Raw genomic sequence first — 19632 nt, forward strand, 5'->3', positions numbered from 1 at the left:
CGTGAGCGCAGTAGCCATTGCGCCACCCGTGAGGATGGCGCATGGGCTGTTGGGGCGCTAGATCAACCCTCTGCGTAGCGGACGCGTCGCGTGGGGTGGCCGGGACGAGGTGTGAACTACGGGCGAACTTCACATGCCTGCACTGTGCGAAATCACGATCGGGTGATAACTTCCCCGGCCGTGACGCCCACCACGACGACGAGGTCGGCCCCGCCCCGCCCGGACGCGCTCGACCCGCCGGCCCCGGTGCGGCGTCCCCGCCCGATGCGGGAGTACGGGTTGTTCGCGCTCATGGTGGCGCCGAACCTGCTCGTGATCGCCGTCTTCGCCTACTGGCCGATCCTCTACAACGCCTACCTCAGCCTCACCGAGTGGAACATGATCGCGGTGCGGCCGGAGTTCGTCGGGCTCGCCAACTACGCCCGCACGCTCACCGACCCCGCCTTCCACCAGGTCCTCTGGGTGACGGTGGCGTTCACCGGGCTCGTCGTGGCCGGGAGCCTCGTGCTCGGGCTCGCGCTCGCGGTGCTGCTGGACCAGCCGCTGCGCGGGAGCCACCTGGTGCGCACGCTGTCCTTCGCGCCGCACGTGCTCTCCGGTGCCGCGGTGGCCACGCTGTGGCTGTTCGTCTTCGACCCCGGCTACGGCCTGGTGCGCACGCTGCTCGACCCGCTGGGGATCACAGCGCCCGACCTCGTGAACTCCTCCGACGGCGCACTGTTCGCCCTGGTGGCCGTCTACCTGTGGAAGAACGTCGGCTTCGCAGCGCTGATCTACCTGACGGCCATGAAGAGCCTGCCGCGGGAGCTCGACGAGGCAGCCCTCATCGACGGCGCGGGCGCCTGGGCGCGGTTCTCGCGGGTGCGGCTGCCGCAGCTGCGGCCGATCACGTTCTTCCTGCTGATCACCACCGTGATCGGCACGTTCCAGGCGTTCGACGTGATCGCGGTGATGACCGAGGGCGGTCCGGGCACCGCGACCACCACGCTGAGCTGGGCGATCTACACCGAGGGCTTCCAGGCGTTCGACGCAGGCCGGGCCGCCACGTTGTCGATCATCATGTTCGTCCTGCTGCTGATCGTCACGGCGGTGCAGGCCCGGGTCATGGAGAGGCGGGTGCACGTCTGATGACGACGTCAGTTCCGATGCGCGCCGTGCAGTACGTGCTGCTCGTGGGCGTCGCGGCGGTGTTCCTCGGGCCCCTGTACTGGCTCGTGGCCACCTCGTTCAAGGCGCCCGACGAGATCTACCAGTTCCCGCCGGTCTGGTGGCCGACCGAGTTCACCTGGGAGAACTTCGGTCTGGCCTGGGAGGCCGCGCCCTTCGACCGGTTCTTCCTCAACTCGACGATCGCGACGGTGGCCGGCACGGCGCTGAAGGTCACCAACGCCGTGCTCACCGCGTACGCCTTCGTGTACCTGCGGTTCCCGTTCAAGAACGTGCTGTTCCTCGGGATCCTCGGGGCGATGATGGTGCCCGGCCACGTCACGCTGTTGCCGAACTACCTCACCGTGGCGACCCTGGGCTGGATCAACACCTACGCGGGACTGATCATCCCGGGCATCGGCTCGGCGTTCGCCACCTTCCTGATGCGCCAGCACCTCCTCACGCTGCCCCGCGAGGTCACCGACGCGGCGTCGGTCGACGGCGCCGGGCACTGGCGGACGCTCTGGCAGGTCGTGCTGCCGATGTCGCGGCCGATGCTCGCGACGGTCCTCGTGATCACCGCGGTGGAGGAGTGGAACAACTTCGTGTGGCCGCTGATCGTCACTAACACGGCGGAGATGCGCACGCTGCCGATCGGCCTGCTGTTCCTCAAGGACGAGGAGGGCCTCTCGAACTGGGGGACGATCATGGCGGGAACGCTGATCGTGCTGGCGCCGATGTTGGTGATCTTCTTCGTGGCGCAGCGCTGGATCGTCGGCGGCATCACGGCCGGGGCGGTGAAGGGGTGAGCACCAGGCGCGCGTTCCTCCTCGGCGTGCTCGGCACCGGCGCCGCGGCCACGCTGTCCGGCTGCGGGTTCCGCTCCCCGGACGCGGAGTACGGGCAGCCCCCGGGCAGCGTGCCCCCGCAGTACGCCGGGCGCGTGCGGGTGGTGTTCTGGCACTCCTACAGCGGGCGCAACGGCAACGTCCTCGGCGAGATCGTCACGGAGTTCAACGAGTCGCAGGACGACGTCTACGTCGAGGCGCAGTACCAGGGCAGCTACGACGACACCGCGCGAAAGGTGGCCGCGTCCCTGGTGGCCGGGCAGGTGCCGGACATCGCGATCTTCTCCGACGTCACGTGGGAGCGGTTCTACCTCAACGAGGCGCTCGAACCGTTCGACCCGTACTTCCGGCCCGGCACCGGCTTCGAGGCGGGCGCGTACGAGCCGAAGCTGTTCGACGAGGGTGTGCTGCAGGGGCGTAGCTGGTGGCTGCCCTTCGCGCGCAGCACCCCGATGCTCTACTTCAACCGCGATGCGTTCGCGCAGGCCGGGCTGCCCGACCGCGCCCCGGAGACCTGGAGCGAGCTGCGGGAGTGGGCACCGGCGCTGGCCTCGGTGCAGTCGGCCGGCCGGTCGCTGCGCAGCCTCGCGTTCGTCAAGGTCGACGGCGACTGGCAGTTCCAGGGCAACGTGTGGCAGTTCGGCGGGTCCTACTCCGACGGCCTCGACATCACGATCGACGCCGAGGGCGCGGTCGCCGCGGGGGAGTGGCAGCGGCGGCTGGTCCACGAGGACGGCTACGGCTACATGGCCAGCAGCGCCATGACCGACTTCGCCGCCGGCCTCACCGCGATGGCGCAGGACAGCACCGGTGGGCTGCGCAACGCGATGGAGAAGGCGTCGTTCTCGGTGGGGGCCGGGTTCGTGCCCGCGGAGGTGGCCGCGGGCGTGGCCACCGGTGGTGGCGGGATCGGGATGATGCGCAACGCCACGGCCGAGCGCAAGCAGGCCGCGGCCGTGTTCCTCGCCCACCTCTCCCGCCCCGAGATCGCGGCCCGCTGGACGATCGAGACCGGCTACCTCCCGGTGATCACGGCCGCGCAGCAGCACCCGGCGCTGGTCGACCTCATCGCGCGCGAGCCCAACTACGGCGTCGCGATCCGGCAGCTCCCGCGCGCCCGCCAGCAGGACGCGATCCGCCTCTACGGGCGCAACGCCAACGTCGCGATCTACACGGGCCTGCAGCAGATCTACGCCGACAACGCGGACCCCCGCGACGTGTTCGGGTCGGTGGCGCGCCGCCTCGAGTCGATCGCCGACGAGGTACGCCGCCAGTACGAGGAGAAGGTTCGACCGTGATCATCACCGGCCACCGCGGCGCCATGGGCAGCGAGCCCGAGAACACGCTGCGCTCGTTCCGCAGGGCCGTCGCCGAGGGCTGCGACGAGATCGAGCTCGACCTGCGCGTCACCGCCGACGGCCGCATGGTCGTGGTGCACGACGCCACGGTCGACCGCACCACCGACGGCACGGGCGCCGTCGCCGAGCTGACCTTCGACGAGCTGCGCGCCCTCGACGCCGGCCTCGGCGAGCAGGTTCCGACCTGGGCCGAGGCGGTGGGCGCGGTCGACGTCCGGTTCCAGGCGGAGATCAAGGCGCCCGAGGCCGTGCCGCTGCTCGCCGAGTCGCTGCGCGCCGACCCCGACCTCGCCGCGCGCACGCTCGTCACCTCGTCCCACGCCGACGTGCTGCTCGCCGTGCGCGGCGAGCTGCCGGACGTCGAGACCGGCCTCATCCTCGGCCGCACGCCGCCGTTCGCCGAGATCGTCACCAGGACGACGGCCGCGCAGGCCCGCACCGCTCTGTGCGGGATCGCGGGCCTCACCGCGGACGGCGTCGCCGGCCTGCACGAGCGCGGCTTCGAGGTCACCGGCTGGCCGGTGCCCGACGGGGAGGTCCTCGCCACGGCCGTCGAGCTCGCGGTGGACGGCATCACCACCGACCACCCCGACGTCGTCTGCGCGCTCGCCCGCGCGAACTGAGCGCGAAGACGATCTCCCCGACGGGCTGAGACCCACGCCACTGACAACACCGAGATCCCCGGCGAACTAGCAGGCGGCACCCACGCGGGCCGCAAGCAGCGCAGAGCCAGGCCCTCCGGTCGACCCGCTCGACGGCGACCAGGAGGAGGTTTCGAAGACGGGCGAGCGGACGGACGGATTGCTCCGGGAGGAGCAGGCCGGGCCGAGCCGAGCACCGCCGGAACCCCGGCGGGAATCCCACCCTTTTCCGTGGCGATCACCCTGCGCGACGGATCTTGGCCCGTCGCCGCCACAGCGGCGGATCGAGGAGACCCAGCAGATGCAGCACCAGCAGCACCTTCAACGGTGCGGAGCTCGCCGCCGGCGGCAAGGGCGGCGGCCGCATCTGTTTCGAGGACCCCGGCCTGACGGGCACCTACCAGGTGCTCTACGACGGCTGGTTCCAGGGCGAGGAGCAGGCGTGGGAGACCAGCCGGGGCTGACGCCCTCGGCGCCCACCGCCTGAACCGGTCCCCATGATCACGGAGTTGGCGCGTTCCCGGGTTGATTTCGCCCGGGAATGCGCCAAACCCGTGATCATGGGCGCGGAACCGGCCGGAGGTGGCGCCGCGCGCCCACCCGGGCAGGCCCTGGCCTGCCCGCGATTCGCCCGGGAGAGGCGGCCCCGCACGATGCGCGGCGCCACCGGAGGCCCGGCCCGACCTGCGCGTCACACTGATCGAGCCAACTGCCTCCGCCCCAGGATCACCGCGGCCGGGCCAGGGCCTGTCCGACCGGGCGCGCGACGCCCCCCAGGAGGGTGTCTCCCCGGGAAGCGGCGGCTCGAGGCCGGAGGCTCCCGCGGCGATCAGGGCCGAGCGGCCTGGAGCGCAACCCGGCCGTCGGCCGCCAACACGGGTGGCTTCCGCGCGGGTTCCGCGGAACCCGGCCTATCCGCCGAGGTGCTCCACCGCCTCGGTGAGGTCGACGACGTCGGCGTACTTGGCGTCGAGGTCGCGCAGGTTCTGCTCGTGCAGCTCCCGGGTGCGGTCGGCGCAGGCCTGGTGCACGACCTGCGGGCGGAAGCCGTGGGTCAGCGCGTCCGTGGCCGTCGCGCGCACGCAGCCGGACGTCGACACCCCCGTCACGACCACGGTGTCGACGCCGCGGGCGTGCAGCGTGGCGGCGAGCGAGGTGCCTGCGAACGCGGACGCGTACTGCTTGACCAGCACCAGCTCGCCAGGGCCCGGCTTGAGGGCGAGCTCGCCCCAGCCGCCTTCGGCGTCCTCGGCGAACGCGGTGAGGGCGGGCACCTTGCGGGCGAACAGCCCGGCGTCGGCGAGGTCCGGGGCGTAGCGCACGACCGTCCAGACGACGGGGTGCCCGCCCGACCTCGCCGCCTCCGCCAGCTGTGCGGTGGCGGCGACGGCGGGGCCGGGTTCGGGCAGTGCGAACGGGCCGTCCGGCTCGGTGTAGGCCCGCACCAGGTCGACCACGACGAGCGCGGGTCGCTCGCCCCACCCGACGCGCCCGGAGAACGCGCTGCCGTGTGGCCCGGTCACGCGTCCGTCCAGACCGGGCGCTTGGGCGCGGGCAGGCCGGTCTCCTCCTCGCAGCGGGCGAGGATCTCCTCAATCGGCGGGCCCATGTCGAACACCGGCAGCTCCGCGGGCCGGGCGGCGCGCATCTCCGCGCGCAGGGCCTCGGTGGCCGCCGGGTCGCCGACGACCACCCCGTAGCGGCGGGCGCCCTCGGCGGTGACGAGGCCGCGGCGCACCTCCAGCTCGACGAGCGCGGGGTCGCGTTCGAGCGGGTCGCCCCACCCGCCGCCACCCCAGGTGACGAAGTGCAGCACGTCGCCCGGCGCCACGGGCACGTCGTGGCACTTGGACGGCAGCACCTCGCGGGTGCCGTCGGCGCGCTCGATCCACTTGGTGCCGCGCGCACCCGGGTGCCCGCCGTTCACGCCCCACGGGTAGGTGAGCCAGCGGTCGTCGTGGATCGCGATCGTTCCCGGCTCCTCGAACACGTACGCGACGTCCACGCCGTTGCCGCCGCGGTGCAGCCCGGGCCCGCCGGTGTCGGCGACGGTCTCCCACTTCTCGATGCGCAGCGGGTAGTAGGACTCCAGGTACTCGCACGGGATGTTGACGAAGCTCGGCCACAGCGAGTGGCCGTCCGGCCCGTCGCCGAGGGGGCGGCCGGGGATGCCGCCGAAGCCGATCGAGTACAGCTGGAACCACTCGCCCTTGCGCTCGCCCGACGAGTAGTGCCCGGAGTACATGAAGTGCGGCGACGACGAGAAGCCCGCCGCGTTGAGCAGGGCCGGGTTCGTCTGGCCGAGCAGGCCGCCGAACAGGTCGAACACGCGCCCGACGCCGTGGTTGCGCCCGTTGAGCGAGGCCGGGTGCTTGGGCTTCCAGTACGAGCCGTCCGGGATCGTGACGTCGATCAGCGGGTAGAAGCCGTCGTTCCACAGGATCTGCGGGTCGGCCACCGTGATCATGTAGATCCCGAAGAACATCCGGGTGAGGTTCTCGTTGATGTAGTAGTTGATCGGGCCCGCGGCCTGCGGGCTCGACCCGGTGAAGTCGATGTGCACCTTGTCGCCGGTGCGGGTGAGCGACATCTTCAGCTCGTAGGGCCCGTTGCCGACGCCGTCGTCGCAGATGTAGTCGGTGAAGCTGAGCGTGCGGCCCTCCTCGAACACCGCGTGCAGCAGCACCTTCATCGCGTCGTGGTTGCGCTGCAGCAGGGCGTCGAGCGCCGACAGGTACGTGGCGGTGCCGAAGCGCTCGCACATCTCCACGACGCGCCGTCCCGCGGTGCGGCAGGCGGCGACCAGGCCGTTGAGGTCGGCCCGGTTCCAGTCCGGCATCCGCACCTGGTTCAGGATGATCTTGAGGGCGTCCTCGTTGAGCTCGCCCCGCGAGTAGAGCTTGAAGGGCGGGATCACCACGCCCTCCTCGTAGATCGTGCGCGCGTCGGTGGGCATCGAGCACGGCGTCTTGCCGCCGACGTCGGACATGTGCCCGAACATCGACGCCCAGCCCACCACCCGGCCCTCGTGGAAGATCGGCATCACGATCAGCCAGTCGTTGGCGTGGCTGATCGCGGCCCCGCACGCATACGGGTCCGACGTGAGGAGCACGTCGCCCTCTTCGACCGTGCCGTCGAACCCGTCGAGGAAGTCGGGCACCGACAACCCGAACTGCCCGACCACCATCTTCCCGCTCGGGTCGCCGATCAGCGGGAACTCGTCGTGCTGCTCGCGGATGCCGGGGGACAGGGCGGTGCGGAACAGCACCTCGTCCATCTCGTAGCGGGCGTTGCGCAGGCCGTTCTCGATGAGGTCGAGGGTGACCGGGTCGACCTCCGTCTTCTCGACGGCACCGGTCGCGGTCTCGATGATGCGGGCCATCAGCGGGCCTCCTCCGGACGGATCAGCAGGCTGCCCGAGGGGTGCACGGTGGCCGCGTGGCCGGGCAGCACGAGGGTGGTCGAGTCCATCTCGGTGACGATCGCGGGCCCGGCGACGACGTCGCCCGCCCGCAGCTTGGTGCGGTCGTAGATCCGGGCGTCGACCCAGGCCCCCGACACGTGGATCGGGTGCGTGTCGACCAGCGCCCCTGCGGGGTCGCCGTCGCCGTCGGGCAGCCGGGTGGCCGCCACCTGCGGGCGCGGCCCGGTCACCGTGGCGCGGGCGTTGACCAGCTCGTGGTCGGTGGTGAGCAGGAACGAGAACAGCCGCTCGTGCTCGGCGTCGAACGCGGCGGCGAGCGCGCCGAGCGCATCCCGGTCGAGGTCGGTGACCTCGACCGGGATCTCGAAGCCCTGGCCGTGGTAGCGCACGTCCACCTGGTAGGCCGTGGTCTGCTCGGCCTCCGGCACACCCTGGGCGGCGAGCCGCTCGCCCGCCTCGGCGCCGAGCTCGCGCAGGATCGCCACGAGGTCCTGCGGGGTGAGGTCGGCGAAGCGGCGCAGCACCGTGCGGGCCGACTCGCTGCGCGCGGAGGTCGTGGCGTCGCCGAGCGCGCAGAGCACCCCGGGTGACGGCGGCACGATCACCGGCCACGCCCCGGTGAGCTTGCCGAGCGCGTTGGCGTGCAGCGGCCCGGCCCCGCCGAACGCGACGAGCGCGAAGTCGCGCGGGTCGAAGCCCTGCTGCACCGACACCAGCCGCAGCCCACCGAGCATGTTCTCGTTGACGATGTCGACGATGCCCGCCGCAGCCGCCTCCGGGGTGGGCAGGCCCATCGCCTCGGCGACCGCGCCGACCGCCGCCCGCGCGGCGCCGACGTCGAGGGTGATCTCGCCGCCTGCCAGCGTCGGCGGGAGGTAGCCGAGCACGACGTTCGCGTCCGTGACGGTCGGGGCGATGCCGCCCTTGCCGTACGCCGCGGGGCCCGGGTCGGCGCCCGCCGACTGCGGGCCGACCCGCAGCGCCTTCGTCAGCTCGGGGACGTGGGCGATCGAGCCACCGCCCGCGCCGACCGTGCGCACGTCCACGCTGGAGGCGCGCACCGTGAGGTCGCCGACCTGCGTCTCGCGGCCGATCCGCGGGGTGAGGCCCTGCACGAGCGCGACGTCGGTGGAGGTGCCGCCCATGTCGAACGTGATGAGGTCGGTGACACCGCACTGCTCGGCGGTCCACACCGCACCGGTGACCCCGCCCGCCGGGCCCGACAGCAGCATCGTGACGGGAGCGCCGATCGCGGCCTCCGCCGAGGAGAGCCCGCCGTCGCTGCGCAGGATCGCGAGCTCGCCGCGCACGCCGCCCTCGGCGAGCTTCCCGGCGAGGGTCTCGGTGTAGCGCTTCACCTGCGGCTGCACGTAGCCGTTCGCGACCGTCGTGACCGTGCGCTCGTACTCCCGCAGCTCGGGCAGCACGTCGGAGGACAGCGACACCGGCACCCCGGGCAGCACCTCCGCGGCGATCTCGGCGATCCGCCGCTCGTGCGCCGGATCGGCGAAGGAGTTGATCAGCGAGACGGCGAGCGCGTCGATCCCGGTCAGCCGCTCGAGCTGCGCGCGGACGTCGGCGTCGTCGAGCTTCCGCACGACGCTGCCGTCGGAGGCGATGCGCTCGTCGACCTCCACGGTGTTCTCCAGCGCCGCGAGCGGCTCCGGCTTCGGCCAGATGATCCAGCCGGCCAGGCCGCCGGGCACGAACGAGCGGGCGATCTGCAGGACCTGCCGGAAGCCCTTCGTGGTGACCAGCCCGACGGTGGCGCCCTTGCCCTCGAGGATGGCGTTGGTGGCCACGGTGGTGCCGTGCAGCACCTGCGCGACGTCCGACAGGGCGATGCCGGCCTGGGCGCACACCTTGCCGATGCCGGTGAGCACCCCGACGGACTGGTCGGCCGGGGTGGAGGAGGTCTTCGCGCGCCACGTCGTGCCCGTCGCCTCCTCGACGAGCAGGACGTCGGTGAAGGTGCCGCCGACGTCGACACCGAGCCGGTAACTCATGAAGCCTCCTGCTCCCGGGCTGCCCGCAGCATCACGGCGCGGGCGTTGTGGATGTGCGCGGTCATGACGGCCTGCGCCCACGTCGGGTCGCCTGCCCGGATCGCGGCGACGATCTCGACGTGGTGGGCGAGGCTGCGGTGCAGCGACGCCTCGTCGTAGGCGTGGAAGTTGCGCAGCTGGATGGGGGCGTGGACGACCCCGGCCAGTGCTGCGGCGAGTGCGGGCTGGTCGGCGATCTCGACCAGCAGACCGTGGAAACGGCGGTTGAGCGGCACGAGTGCGTCGAGGTCCTGCGCCGGGCCGGGGCGGCCCACCTCGAGCATCTGCGCGGCGAGGTCGTCGAGCGCGGCCACGTCGGCGGGCCGTGCCCGGGGGACGGCGAGGCCGGTGAGCCGTGGCTCCAACGTCGAGCGGAGGTCGAAGACGCCCTCGAGCTCGGCGACGCTCCAGCTCGCCACGCGCGCGCCGCGGTTGGGAACGAGCTCGACCAGACCCTCGGCGGCGAGCCGGGTGAGCGCCTCGCGCACCGGGGTGCGGCTCACCCCGAGCCGCTCGGCGAGCTCGACCTCCCCGAGCCGCGCGCCCGCCGCGAACTGCCCGTGCAGGATCAGCTCGCGCAGGGCGCTCAACGCCCGCTCGGTGGACGTCACGGTGCGTGTCACACATCACCTCCGCTCCAAGATTGTGTGCAATCTATGGCCAGAGGTTCCACCGAGCAATGGTTTGGGCGTAACTTCGCCGTGAATGCATGCAAAGGGAGGGTCACGTGGGCGATCTGCTGCGGTCCGGTCCGGGGACGCGCGCGCGGTTGCGGGAGCTGCTGGCCGGCCCTGCGCCGGTGGTGGCGCCGGGTGCGTACGACGCGCTCTCGGCGCGGCTGGTGGAGCAGGCCGGTTTCGGCGTGGTCTACATGACGGGGTTCGGCACCACCGCCTCGTTGCTCGGCAGGCCGGACGTCGGGCTGCTCGGCGGCGCGGAGATGGTCGACAACGCGCGGCGCATCGTCGCCGCCGTCGACGTGCCGGTGATCGCCGACGCCGACACCGGGTACGGCAACGCGATCAACGTGCTGCGCACCGTGCAGTCCTACGAGCAGGCGGGCGTCGCGGGCGTGCACCTGGAGGACCAGGTGATGCCGAAGAAGTGCGGGCACATGAGCGGCAAGGCCGTGATCGGTGCCGACGAGATGACCGGCAAGATCCGCGCCGCCGTGGCCGCCCGCCAGGACCCCGACTTCCTGGTGATCGCCCGCACCGACGCAGCCGCCGTCGAAGGGCTCGACGCCGCCCTCGACCGTGCGCGGGCCTACGCCGACGCCGGCGCCGACCTGCTCTTCGTCGAGGCGCCCACCAGCGAGGACGACATCGCCCGCGTGGCGCGGGAGCTCGCCGGTGTCGCGCCGCTGGTGTTCAACTGGGCCGAGGGCGGGCGCACGCCGCCGCTGCCGCTGGACCGCATCGCCGAGCTGGGGTTCTCGCTCGTGCTGTTCCCGATCGGCACCCTGCTCGCCGCCACCGCGGGCATCCGCTCCCTCCTCGCGACGCTGGGGGCCGACGGCACGCCCGCCGCCGCGCTGCCCGGCGTGCCCTCGTTCGACGAGTTCACCGACCTCATCGGGCTGCCCGAGATCCGGTCGCTGGAGGAGCGCTTCGGTTCGTGACGGTCAGGCCGTCGCCCAGGCGGCCTGGAGTTCACGCGAGCGTAGCCAGCCGCCCGGCGACGCGCCGAGCAGTGCCCCGATCGATCCGACTGCCCCGGTCGGCCTACCCTCGCCCTCATGAGCCGGGACAAGGTGCGGGTCGCCGTGGTGTTCGGGGGGCGCAGCAGCGAGCACGCGATCTCCTGCGTCTCCGCCGGGTCGGTCCTGTCCCAGCTGGATCGGGACCGGTTCGAGGTCGTCCCGGTCGGCATCACCCGCGACGGGGCCTGGGTGCTGGGCACCTCGGACCCGCGGGAGCTGGTGATCTCGGACCGCGCGCTGCCATCGGTCGACGCGGGCGGCACGGCGCTCGCCCTTCCCGGCGACCCGACGCGCGGCGGCCTCGTGGTCCTCGACACCGACCGGGCGGGCGAGGTGTTCTCCGGCGTCGACGTCGTCTTCCCGGTGCTGCACGGCCCGTTCGGCGAGGACGGCACGATCCAGGGGCTCCTGGAGATGGCGGGTGTGCCCTACGTCGGGGCGGGCGTGCTGTCGAGCGCGGCGTCCATGGACAAGGAGTACGCGAAGAAGCTGTTCGCCGCCGAGGGCATCCCGGTCGGGGACCTGGTCGTGCTGCGCCGCGGCACCGCCACCCTCACCGAGGCCGAGCGCGAGCGGCTCGGGCTGCCGGTGTTCGTGAAGCCGGCCCGGGCGGGTTCGTCGGTGGGCATCACGCGGGTCACCGACTGGGCGGACCTCGACGCCGCCATCGCCACCGCCCGCGAGCACGACCCGAAGGTGCTGGTGGAGGCCGCGATCGTCGGGCGCGAGGTCGAGTGCGCCGTGCTGGAGTTCCCGGACGGCACCGTGCGGGCCAGCGTCCCGGCCGAGATCCGGATCGTCGGCACCGCCCCCGACGGCCACAAGCCCGAGTTCTACGACTTCGAGGCCAAGTACCTCGACGACGTCTGCGAGTTCGACATCCCCGCCAAGCTCGACGACGCGGTGGCCGAGCGCCTGCGCGCGATGGCGGTGGCCGCCTTCCACGCCGTCGACGGGCAGGGGCTCGCCCGCGTCGACTTCTTCGTCGGCCCGGACGGCGAGCTGACGCTCAACGAGGTCAACACGATGCCCGGCTTCACGCCGATCTCGATGTTCCCCCGGGCCTGGGCGGTCACGGGTATCGACTTCGAGACGCTGCTGACGACCCTGGTGGAGACCGCGCTGGCCCGCGGAACCGGGCTCCGCTGAACCTGCTCAGCCCCACTGGCCGGGCTCGTAGGAACCCCCGGGCGTCCGCGTGATCGCGTTCATGCGGTTGTAGGCGTTGATGAGCGCGACGAGGGAGACGAGCGCGGCGAGCTGGTCGTCGTCGAAGTGCTTGCGCGCCAGCGCCCACGTGTCGTCGCCGACGCCGCCCGCACCGTCGGCCACGCGCGTGCCCTCCTCGGTGAGGGCGAGCGCGGCCCGCTCGGCCTCGGTGAAGACGGCGGCCTCCCGCCAGGCGGCGACCAGGTTGAGCCGCACCGCGGTCTCCCCGGCGTGCGCGGCGTCCTTGGTGTGCATGTCCAGGCAGACCGCGCAGCCGTTGATCTGGCTGGCGCGGATCTTCACCAGTTCCTGCACGGTGCGCGGCAGCGTGGAGTCGGTGACGACCTTGCCCGCCGAGTTGATGAAGCGGAGGAACTTCGCGGCGACGGGGTTGGTGTGGAAGTCGATCCGGGCGTCCATGATCTCTCCTTCGCGATGGGTTTCACCCCACTGACACCCCGCGAAGGGAATGCGTGACGCGCTGGAGGTCCAGGTGCTCGATCACGGCCGCGACGACGTCGTCGGTGGTGGCGGTACCGCCCACGTCGCGGGTGAGCACGCCCGCCCCGGTGGTGGCGTCGATCGCCTCGCGCAGGCGCTCGGCCTCGTCGGGCAGGCCGAGGTGGTCGAGCATCAGCGCGGCGCTGCCGATGGCCCCGACAGGATTGGCGATGCCCTGGCCCGCGATGTCGGGGGCGGAGCCGTGCACGGGCTCGAACATCGAGGGGAAGCGGCGCTCGGGGTTGAGGTTCGCGCTGGCGGCGAGGCCGAGGCTGCCGGCGAGGGCGGAGCCGAGGTCGGAGAGGATGTCGGCGTGGAGGTTGGACGCGACCACCACCGACAGCTCCTCGGGCCGCAGCACGAACTTGGCCGACATGGCGTCGACGAGCACGCTCTCGGTCTCGACGTCGGGGTAGTCCCGCGCCACCCGGGCGAAGACCTCGTCCCACAGCACCATGCCGTGCTGCTGGGCGTTGCTCTTGGTCACCGAGGAGACCTTCTTGCGTGCGCGGCCGCGGGCGAGGTCGAAGGCGAACCGCATGATCCGCTCGCAGCCCTTCTCGGTGAACAGGGCGGTCTGCAGGCCGACCTCGTTGCCGGGCCCGCGGCCTGCGAGGTTGCGCCCGCCGAAGCCCGCGTACTCGCCCTCGCTGTTCTCCCGCACCACCACCCAGTCCAGCTCGGTGTGGTCGGCCTTGCGCAGCGGGGACACCACACCCGGGTGGAAGCGCACCGGGCGGACGTTGGCCCACTGGTCGTAGCCCTGGCAGATCGCCAGGCGCAGCCCCCACAGGCTGACGTGGTCGGGCACGGTGGGCCAGCCGACCGCGCCGAAGTAGATGGCGTCGAAGTCCCGGAGCACCTCGAGGCCGTCCTCGTCCATCATGCGGCCGGTCTTCTCGAAGAAGCCGCAGCCCCACGGGAACTCGGTCCACTCGAAGGCGAACGCACCGCCGGATGCGGCGGAGAGGGCGTCGAGCACGGCGCGCCCGGCGGCGACGACCTCGACACCGACGCCGTCGGCCGGGATGGCGGCGATCCGGAACGTTCGCGGTGCGGTCGGTGCGGGCATCGGGTCTCCTTCGTCGGTGCTGCTCCCCGCAGTGAAGCGTCCGCTGCCGTCCCGTGTCCAAGACGGGCTGGCGATCCAGCCCACAGGAAGGGCCTATCCGTCGAGGTCGACGGGTGTGTAGGTGCGGGCGGTGGCGAGGAAGGCGCGGGCGGCGGGCGTCAGGGGAGCGGAGCGGCTGAGCAGCGAGATGTGCAGATGGGCCGGCGGGTCGAGGCGCACGGCACGGGCGCCCGTCCGGCGGGCGAGCGGCGTGAACGCCGATCCCGCGACGATCCGGACCACCGACACCGCCCAGCAGTACCTCCAGTCCGGCGAGACCCGCGAGTGGTGGGAGTTCCCCGAGAGCTTCTTCGGCGCCTTCGTCGAGGGCGACATCCTGCAGATCATCTTACTCGCGGTGCTCTTTCGGGATCGCGATCAATGCCGTCGGCCCGGTGGGCGAACCGGTCGTCGTGGTCGTCCGGCGGCTCACGGAGCTCGTCTTCGAGGTCCTCGGCTTCGTCATGAAGGCGGCCCCGCTCGGTGCGTTCGGCGCGATGGCCTGTGCGATCGGCAAGTTCGGCCTCTCCACGCTGACCAGCCTCGGGGGGCTCATCGCGCTGTTCTACGTGACCTCGATCCTGTTCGTCGTCGTGGTGCTCGGCGGGTTCATCGCCGCCTACGTCCGGCTGAACATCTTCCAGCTCTTCCGCTACCTGAAGGACGAGTTCATCCTGGTGCTGGGCACGTCCACCGCCGAGCCCGCGCTGCCCGGCCTGATGCGCAAGCTCACGTTCATGGGCGCGGACGCACCACGGTCGGCCTGGTCGTCCCGACCGGGTACAGCTTCAACCTCGACGGCGCCGCCATCCACCTCTCCCTGGCGACGCTCTACATCGCCCAGGCCACCAACACCCCGCTGACCGTCTCCCAGCAGCTCGGGCTCCTCGCCGTGATGCTGCTGACCTCGAAGGGAGCGGCGGGTGTCGCGGGCGGCGGGTTCATCGCCCTCACCGCCACGCTGTCGACGATCGGCACCGTGCCCGCCGCCGGAATCATGCTGATCTTCGGCATCGACAAGTTCATGTCGGAGTGCCGGGCCCGCGCCGTGCTCGCCGGGAAGGACGTCCCCGAACTGCCGGAACCCGGTCCCGCTGCGGCCGAACCGCAGCACGGTGACCCCGTCGCGGTGCCGCTCACGCGATGACCACCAGAAGTTGATCAGGCGCGGGGCACGGCGTGGCCGTGCACCAGCCTGGTCAGCGTGGCGCCCAGCGGGTGGCGCTCGTCGCCGACGCGCACCCAGCGCGGCCCGCCGAACGGGGCCTGCTCCTCCACGGTGAGGACCACGCCGGGGTAGATGCCCAGCTCGCCGAGGTAGCGCAGGGCGGCGCTGTCGCGGTCGGACACCCGGTCGACCCGGAACCGGCACCCGGCGGGCGCGGCGTCGAGCGCCTCGCCCCAGCCCTCCTCGTGCGGCCCGTCGCGCGGCGGGATCGGGTCGCCGTGCGGGTCGTGGGTGGGGTGACCGAGCGCGGCGTCGATGCGGTCCTCGAGCCGTTCCGACAGCGCGTGCTCCAGCAGCTCGGCCTCGGCGTGCACCTCGTCCCACGGCACGTCGAGCACGCGGGCGAGGAAGGTCTCCAGAAGGCGGTGGCGGCGCACCACGCGCAGCGCCGCCCGCTCGCCCGATGCGGTGAGCTGCAGGGTGCGGCTGTCCGGCCGGGTGAGCAGGCTCCCGTCCTCCAGCCGCTTCACCATGGCCGAGACCGAGGGGGCGGACACGCCGAGCTCGTGGGCGAGCCCACCGGTGGTGACCGGCTCGCCCCGGTGGGCGAGGTGGTAGATCGCCTTGAGGTAGTCCTCGGTCGCCCGGGACATCGTCACCATGCCCGGAATCGTATGTCGTCGCGCGTCAGCGCACCGCCACGGCGGTGGCGGGCAGGGTCTCGCGGACCACGTCGGACAGCTGCTGGAGTGGGGCGCTCCCGGCGTCGACGGGCACGGTCAGGGCCAGGTAGACGGGCCGGTCCACGGCGATGTAGCTCACCTGGACCGGCTCGGGCAGCCCGTCGTCGAGCTGGAGCCACCGCACCCCGTTCACCTCGAGGAGTGCCGACGCCGGGTTCAGTTCAGCCGGGCGGGGCAGGCCGCAGCGCAGCACGACGGGGCGGGGCGCCGCGGCCCAGGCCCGCACGCCGGGCAGGCTCTCGGCCCGGTCGATCGGGCGGGGCGGCATCGGGCCGTCGGGGCCGTCCAGCTCGGCGGGGAGGGCGGCCAGCAGGGCCGCGCACTCGGGGCCGGTGGCAGCGGGCGAGTCGATCGGCGCCACGGCGAGCGGGCCGGTCTCGGGCGGGGCCGGTTCCCCGACGCCGCGCACCCGTGCGGTGATCGCGATCGCGGCCACCGCGACGGCCAGCAGCAGGGGGAGCGCGATGGCGATCGCGACGGGAGGGGAGAGCCGGCTGCCCACGGGTCAGGAGAGGTGCACCACCGGGCAGGTCAGCGTGCGCGTGATCCCGCTGACGCCCTGCACCTGTGCGACGACGAGCTGGCCGAGCAGATCGACGTCCTCCGCCTCGGCGCGCACGATGACGTCGTAGGGTCCGGTGACGTCCTCCGCGGACACCACGCCCGCGATCTTGGAGATCTCCGCGGCCACGGCGGCCGCCTTGCCGACCTCCGTCTGTACCAGGATGTACGCCTGCACCACGGCGAGCCCCTTCCACTTCGATCATCGGACGTAGGAGAGTCGGATGCCGAACGTACCGGAGGTGACGCCCGTGCCCACATCGCAACCGTTCCCGACGGGCGAAGCCGAGGCGGAGAACACACTCGCGGGTATCGGCGAGTTCGGGCTGATCGGACGGCTGACGCAAGGGCGCTCGCCTACGCGGGGCACGCTGCTGGGACCGGGCGACGACGCGGCCGTGGTGGCCGCGCCCGACGGTCGTGTGGTGGCGTGCACGGACGTCCTGGTGGCGGGCGTGCACTTCCGGCTCGACTGGTCCGGTCCGGAGCAGATCGGCCGCAAGGCGGCGGCCGCCAACCTCGCCGACGTCGCCGCGATGGGGGCGGTGCCCACGGGGCTGCTCGTCGGCCTCGCCTGCCCGCCCGACATGCCGGTCGAGACGCTCAGCGGCCTCACCGACGGGCTGTGGGCGGAGGCGCAGTCGGTGGGGGCGGGCGTGATCGGGGGAGACGTGACGTCCTCGCCCACGCTGGTCGTCGCGGTCACCGCCCTCGGCGACCTCGAAGGGCGGGAGGCGGTCACCCGCGCCGGTGCGCGCCCCGGCGACACGGTGGCGCTCGCCGGTCGCGTCGGCTGGGCGGCCGCCGGCTGGGCGGTGCTGGCGCGCGGCTTCCGCTCGCCGGTGGCCGTGGTGTCGGCGCACCGGGTGCCGGAGCCGCCGTACGCCAGCGGCCCGCAGGCCGCCGCGGCAGGCGCCACCGCCATGATCGATGTCTCGGACGGGCTGCTCGCCGACCTCGGCCACGTCGCGCGGGCATCCGGGGTGCGGATCGACGTGCGCACCGCCGCGCTGGCCGTGCCGGCCCGGCTCGTCGACGTCGGCGCCGCGCTCGGTGTCGACCCGATGCACTGGCTGCTCACCGGCGGCGAGGACCACGCGCTCGCCGCCACCTTCCCCGGCGAGCCGCCGGAGGGCTGGATCACCATCGGCACGGTCGCCGAGGGCGAGCCGGAGGTGCTGGTGGACGGCCGCGTCTACGACGGCGGCCCGGGCGGGTGGGACCACTTCGCGCGGTGACCGGATGGATGATCGCCGCGGCGCCGCGCGCCGTCGAGGCGGCGACGGCGCTGTGGGTGGCCGTGTTCAACCTCGCGATCGGGCTCGGGGCGCTCGCCGGCGGCCTCGTCGTCGACCACGCGGCCCTGGTCGGCGTCCTGTGGCTGGCGGCGGCGCTGTTCCTGGGCGCGGCCGTCGCAGTCCCGGCGGGGGCCCGCCGGACGGTCTCTTGTGCGAGCGGTGCCACCGGTCGTACGGTGACCTGACCAACAGCGGACCTCGACGATGTCGGGTGACCGGCGCCGCTGCCGTCGTCACCGTCATCAGGGGTCGGGCCGCTCCCTTGGCCGGTGTCGCGATGCCGCGCCGCCACGTGTTGCCGAGGGAGCCACACCATGCCTCTGCACGTGTCCGCCGCCGACGTGCCCCAGCAGGAGGGCCGCGTCGCCGACATGACGCTGACCACCTCCGCCGTCCACGGCAACGAAGCGTCGCTCATGATCGCCACCCGGCCGGCCGGGTACCACTCCAAGCCCCACACCCACGACTGCGAGCAGCTCAACTGGCTGCAGGCGGGCGAGCTGTGGGTGTTCATCGAGGACCAGGCGTTCCACCTGCGGGCCGGTGACTTCCTGCGCGTGCCCGCGGGTGCCGTCCACTGGGCGTGGAACCGGTCGGAGTCGTCCTGCACGCTGGTGGAGGTGCACGCGCCCGGGATGCAGCACGACCCGAGCATCGCCGCCTTCGCCGTGGGCCTGTACGCCGAGCAGGAGGTGCCCGCGCCCAGCGGCACGCCGGTGAACCGGTTCCTGCCCGAGGACTCCGGGTTCGACCCGGGCATCGCCGAGAAGCAGGTGGGGTGACGGCCGTGGTGAGCGCGCCGGAGATCCCGCAGACCCGCCCGTGGTGCGATGCTGCCCGGATGGGCCCTCGCGCCAGCCTGGTGGTCGTCGGATACGCCAAGGTGCCCCGCACGTCCGGGGCGCACGGTGCTGCAGACCTGCTCGCGGTGAGCCTGCGCGTCGACCGGGAGACGGGCACGGTCGTGGACGTCGACTCCACCGCCGTGAGCGCGGTGGTGCGGTCCTGGGTGGCGGACCTGCTGCTCGGGATCGACTTCTCCGCCGACATCTCGGGGGTGCTCGCGGAGATCGACGAGCACTACCTCAGCAACGCCGCGGGATCGCTGAAGCAGGCGATCTCCGACGCGTGGCGGCGCTATGCGTCCTACCGCGCCCGCTGATCCCCGCACCGGCCTGTCCACGGAGCTCGCGCGCGGTCGCGCGATGGTGCCGGGCTGCCACGACGCGCTGAGCGCCCGCCTGGCGGCCGAGGCCGGTGCCGGAGCCGTGTTCCTCGCCGGGAGCGCCGTCGGCCGTGCGCTCTTCGACGAGCCGTGCGTGCCCCGCGACGGCCTGCGGACCTACCTGCGCCACGTCGAGCTCGTCTGCCGGGCCGCGCCCGTCCCCGTGATCGTCGACGGCGAGGACGGGTTCGGCGACCCGGTCGGCACCTGCGCCGCGCTGGCGTCGGCCGGTGCGGCAGGCGTGATCGTCGGCGACTCGCTCCCGGACGGGCGCCTGCGCCCCGCCGAGGCGTTCGCCGCCGACATCGCCGAGGTCCGCCGGGCGGGGCCGGCGTTCGTGGCCCGGACCGACGGGATCGCGTCCGACCGCGCCGGCACTCTGCGCAGGCTCGCGCGCTACCGCGAGGCGGGCGCCGACCTCACGCTCGCGCTGCTCACCCCGGTGCTCCGCACGGAGTCCGAGACCGAGCAGCTCGCCACGTTCGCCCAGCTCGCCGGGGCCGCGGGCGGATCGCTCGCGCTGCACGCCCGGCGGCTCGACGACCTCCCGCCGATGTCACGCCTGCCCGCGGGGATCGCGGCCGTGCTCGTGACCGGCATCTCCGTTCCCACCTCCACCGACCACATCACCCAGGTGCTGTCCGCACGCTGA

The 19632-nt window shown here is 72.9% G+C and carries 24 protein-coding genes; 14 read left to right on the forward strand and 10 right to left on the reverse strand.

Features of this window, described 5'->3' with window-relative positions:
- The first annotated feature begins 180 nt into the window (after positions 1-180).
- The 5 genes from ACFPL3_RS34870 to ACFPL3_RS34890 all read left to right on the forward strand — a co-directional run bounded on the left by ACFPL3_RS34870 (position 181) and on the right by ACFPL3_RS34890 (position 4457).
- Positions 181-1128, forward strand: a complete 948-nt coding sequence (locus tag ACFPL3_RS34870) for a carbohydrate ABC transporter permease (RefSeq protein WP_343940287.1) — start codon at positions 181-183, stop codon at positions 1126-1128.
- On the forward strand, positions 1128-1955 hold the full coding sequence (locus tag ACFPL3_RS34875; protein ID WP_343940285.1) for a carbohydrate ABC transporter permease: 828 nt from the start codon (positions 1128-1130) through the stop codon (positions 1953-1955). Before ACFPL3_RS34870 ends, ACFPL3_RS34875 begins: the two co-directional genes overlap by 1 nt.
- Positions 1952-3292: an ABC transporter substrate-binding protein gene (locus ACFPL3_RS34880; RefSeq protein WP_343940283.1), complete on the forward strand. Its 1341-nt coding sequence runs from the start codon at positions 1952-1954 to the stop codon at positions 3290-3292. Before ACFPL3_RS34875 ends, ACFPL3_RS34880 begins: the two co-directional genes overlap by 4 nt.
- Complete coding sequence (locus ACFPL3_RS34885; RefSeq protein ID WP_343940281.1) at positions 3289-3975, forward strand: glycerophosphodiester phosphodiesterase; 687 nt, start codon at positions 3289-3291, stop codon at positions 3973-3975. The genes ACFPL3_RS34880 and ACFPL3_RS34885 overlap by 4 nt, the downstream gene beginning before the upstream one ends.
- A gap of 275 nt (positions 3976-4250) precedes the next feature.
- On the forward strand, positions 4251-4457 hold the full coding sequence (locus ACFPL3_RS34890) for a hypothetical protein (RefSeq protein ID WP_343940279.1): 207 nt from the start codon (positions 4251-4253) through the stop codon (positions 4455-4457).
- A gap of 447 nt (positions 4458-4904) precedes the next feature.
- On the opposite strand, the gene ACFPL3_RS34895 is transcribed toward ACFPL3_RS34890, so the two are convergent.
- Genes ACFPL3_RS34895 through ACFPL3_RS34910 form a run of 4 tightly spaced genes read right to left on the reverse strand, consistent with a single transcriptional unit; the run spans position 4905 to position 10085 of the window.
- On the reverse strand, positions 4905-5516 hold the full coding sequence (locus ACFPL3_RS34895) for an isochorismatase family protein (protein WP_343940277.1): 612 nt from the start codon (positions 5514-5516) through the stop codon (positions 4905-4907).
- Positions 5513-7375: a hydantoinase B/oxoprolinase family protein gene (locus ACFPL3_RS34900; RefSeq protein ID WP_343940275.1), complete on the reverse strand. Its 1863-nt coding sequence runs from the start codon at positions 7373-7375 to the stop codon at positions 5513-5515. Before ACFPL3_RS34900 ends, ACFPL3_RS34895 begins: the two co-directional genes overlap by 4 nt.
- Entirely contained in the window at positions 7375-9423 is a 2049-nt protein-coding gene (locus tag ACFPL3_RS34905; protein ID WP_343940273.1) for a hydantoinase/oxoprolinase family protein, read from the reverse strand. Before ACFPL3_RS34905 ends, ACFPL3_RS34900 begins: the two co-directional genes overlap by 1 nt.
- Positions 9420-10085, reverse strand: coding sequence for a GntR family transcriptional regulator (locus ACFPL3_RS34910; protein WP_343940271.1), 666 nt, complete (start codon positions 10083-10085; stop codon positions 9420-9422). The genes ACFPL3_RS34905 and ACFPL3_RS34910 overlap by 4 nt, the downstream gene beginning before the upstream one ends.
- Positions 10086-10189: 104 nt before the next feature.
- Here ACFPL3_RS34910 and ACFPL3_RS34915 point away from each other — a divergent pair, with 104 nt between their 5' ends.
- Positions 10190-11083 carry an isocitrate lyase/PEP mutase family protein gene (locus ACFPL3_RS34915; RefSeq protein WP_343940269.1) on the forward strand — a complete coding sequence of 298 codons (894 nt, stop codon included), beginning with the start codon at positions 10190-10192 and terminating at the stop codon, positions 11081-11083.
- A 117-nt stretch (positions 11084-11200) separates the two neighbouring features.
- Positions 11201-12313: a D-alanine--D-alanine ligase family protein gene (locus ACFPL3_RS34920; protein ID WP_343940267.1), complete on the forward strand. Its 1113-nt coding sequence runs from the start codon at positions 11201-11203 to the stop codon at positions 12311-12313.
- 6 nt (positions 12314-12319) lie between these two features.
- Here the strand turns inward: ACFPL3_RS34920 and ACFPL3_RS34925 are convergent, their stop codons facing one another.
- From ACFPL3_RS34925 to ACFPL3_RS34935, 3 genes are all read right to left on the reverse strand, one after another.
- Positions 12320-12793: a carboxymuconolactone decarboxylase family protein gene (locus ACFPL3_RS34925; RefSeq protein ID WP_343940265.1), complete on the reverse strand. Its 474-nt coding sequence runs from the start codon at positions 12791-12793 to the stop codon at positions 12320-12322.
- A 22-nt stretch (positions 12794-12815) separates the two neighbouring features.
- Positions 12816-13946, reverse strand: coding sequence for a tartrate dehydrogenase (locus tag ACFPL3_RS34930; protein ID WP_343940263.1), 1131 nt, complete (start codon positions 13944-13946; stop codon positions 12816-12818).
- Between the two features lie 93 nt (positions 13947-14039).
- Complete coding sequence (locus ACFPL3_RS34935; protein ID WP_343940327.1) at positions 14040-14321, reverse strand: hypothetical protein; 282 nt, start codon at positions 14319-14321, stop codon at positions 14040-14042.
- A 41-nt stretch (positions 14322-14362) separates the two neighbouring features.
- On the opposite strand from ACFPL3_RS34935, the gene ACFPL3_RS34940 reads away from it, so the two are divergent.
- Positions 14363-14848 (forward strand): cation:dicarboxylate symporter family transporter, encoded by a 486-nt coding sequence (locus ACFPL3_RS34940; protein ID WP_379590326.1) that lies wholly within the window; start codon positions 14363-14365, stop codon positions 14846-14848.
- Positions 14794-15132 carry a cation:dicarboxylate symporter family transporter gene (locus tag ACFPL3_RS34945; RefSeq protein WP_379590328.1) on the forward strand — a complete coding sequence of 113 codons (339 nt, stop codon included), beginning with the start codon at positions 14794-14796 and terminating at the stop codon, positions 15130-15132. Before ACFPL3_RS34940 ends, ACFPL3_RS34945 begins: the two co-directional genes overlap by 55 nt.
- 14 nt (positions 15133-15146) lie before the next feature.
- Here ACFPL3_RS34945 and ACFPL3_RS34950 read toward each other — a convergent pair whose 3' ends face one another.
- The 3 genes from ACFPL3_RS34950 to ACFPL3_RS34960 are packed head-to-tail and all read right to left on the reverse strand — an operon-like array spanning position 15147 to position 16638.
- Entirely contained in the window at positions 15147-15815 is a 669-nt protein-coding gene (locus tag ACFPL3_RS34950) for a metal-dependent transcriptional regulator (RefSeq protein ID WP_343940261.1), read from the reverse strand.
- Between the two features lie 25 nt (positions 15816-15840).
- Complete coding sequence (locus tag ACFPL3_RS34955) at positions 15841-16398, reverse strand: DUF3515 domain-containing protein (protein WP_343940259.1); 558 nt, start codon at positions 16396-16398, stop codon at positions 15841-15843.
- A 3-nt stretch (positions 16399-16401) separates the two neighbouring features.
- Entirely contained in the window at positions 16402-16638 is a 237-nt protein-coding gene (locus ACFPL3_RS34960; RefSeq protein ID WP_343940257.1) for an Lrp/AsnC ligand binding domain-containing protein, read from the reverse strand.
- 70 nt (positions 16639-16708) lie between these two features.
- Between ACFPL3_RS34960 and ACFPL3_RS34965 the strand changes: the two genes are divergently transcribed.
- From ACFPL3_RS34965 to ACFPL3_RS34985, 5 genes are all read left to right on the forward strand, one after another.
- Positions 16709-17695: a thiamine-phosphate kinase gene (locus ACFPL3_RS34965; protein WP_343940255.1), complete on the forward strand. Its 987-nt coding sequence runs from the start codon at positions 16709-16711 to the stop codon at positions 17693-17695.
- Positions 17696-17703: 8 nt separating this feature from the next.
- Positions 17704-17940, forward strand: a complete 237-nt coding sequence (locus ACFPL3_RS34970; RefSeq protein WP_343940253.1) for a hypothetical protein — start codon at positions 17704-17706, stop codon at positions 17938-17940.
- Between the two features lie 129 nt (positions 17941-18069).
- A complete protein-coding gene (locus ACFPL3_RS34975) occupies positions 18070-18537 on the forward strand; it encodes a cupin domain-containing protein (protein WP_343940251.1) in 468 nt (155 codons plus the stop codon).
- Positions 18534-18917, forward strand: coding sequence for a DUF3870 domain-containing protein (locus tag ACFPL3_RS34980; RefSeq protein ID WP_343940249.1), 384 nt, complete (start codon positions 18534-18536; stop codon positions 18915-18917). The genes ACFPL3_RS34975 and ACFPL3_RS34980 overlap by 4 nt, the downstream gene beginning before the upstream one ends.
- Positions 18895-19632, forward strand: coding sequence for an isocitrate lyase/phosphoenolpyruvate mutase family protein (locus ACFPL3_RS34985; RefSeq protein ID WP_343940247.1), 738 nt, complete (start codon positions 18895-18897; stop codon positions 19630-19632). Before ACFPL3_RS34980 ends, ACFPL3_RS34985 begins: the two co-directional genes overlap by 23 nt.

The sequence above is a fragment of the Pseudonocardia zijingensis genome (genome assembly GCF_042657305.1).
In the GTDB taxonomy this organism is placed as follows: Bacteria; Actinomycetota; Actinomycetes; order Mycobacteriales; family Pseudonocardiaceae; genus Pseudonocardia; species Pseudonocardia zijingensis.

Bases quoted from the DNA above. Each gene is read 5' to 3' on its own strand.
- ACFPL3_RS34950 (WP_343940261.1), bottom strand. From the start codon at position 15,815: ATGGTGACGATGTCCCGGGCGACCGAGGACTACCTCAAGGCGATCTAC.
- ACFPL3_RS34930 (WP_343940263.1), bottom strand. From the start codon at position 13,946: ATGCCCGCACCGACCGCACCGCGAACGTTCCGGATCGCCGCCATCCCG.
- ACFPL3_RS34975 (WP_343940251.1), top strand. From the start codon at position 18,070: ATGCCTCTGCACGTGTCCGCCGCCGACGTGCCCCAGCAGGAGGGCCGC.
- ACFPL3_RS34985 (WP_343940247.1), top strand. From the start codon at position 18,895: ATGCGTCCTACCGCGCCCGCTGATCCCCGCACCGGCCTGTCCACGGAG.
- ACFPL3_RS34905 (WP_343940273.1), bottom strand. From the start codon at position 9,423: ATGAGTTACCGGCTCGGTGTCGACGTCGGCGGCACCTTCACCGACGTC.
- ACFPL3_RS34935 (WP_343940327.1), bottom strand. From the start codon at position 14,321: ATGTCGCCCTCGACGAAGGCGCCGAAGAAGCTCTCGGGGAACTCCCAC.
- ACFPL3_RS34900 (WP_343940275.1), bottom strand. From the start codon at position 7,375: ATGGCCCGCATCATCGAGACCGCGACCGGTGCCGTCGAGAAGACGGAG.
- ACFPL3_RS34970 (WP_343940253.1), top strand. From the start codon at position 17,704: ATGATCGCCGCGGCGCCGCGCGCCGTCGAGGCGGCGACGGCGCTGTGG.
- ACFPL3_RS34920 (WP_343940267.1), top strand. From the start codon at position 11,201: ATGAGCCGGGACAAGGTGCGGGTCGCCGTGGTGTTCGGGGGGCGCAGC.
- ACFPL3_RS34875 (WP_343940285.1), top strand. From the start codon at position 1,128: ATGACGACGTCAGTTCCGATGCGCGCCGTGCAGTACGTGCTGCTCGTG.
- ACFPL3_RS34925 (WP_343940265.1), bottom strand. From the start codon at position 12,793: ATGGACGCCCGGATCGACTTCCACACCAACCCCGTCGCCGCGAAGTTC.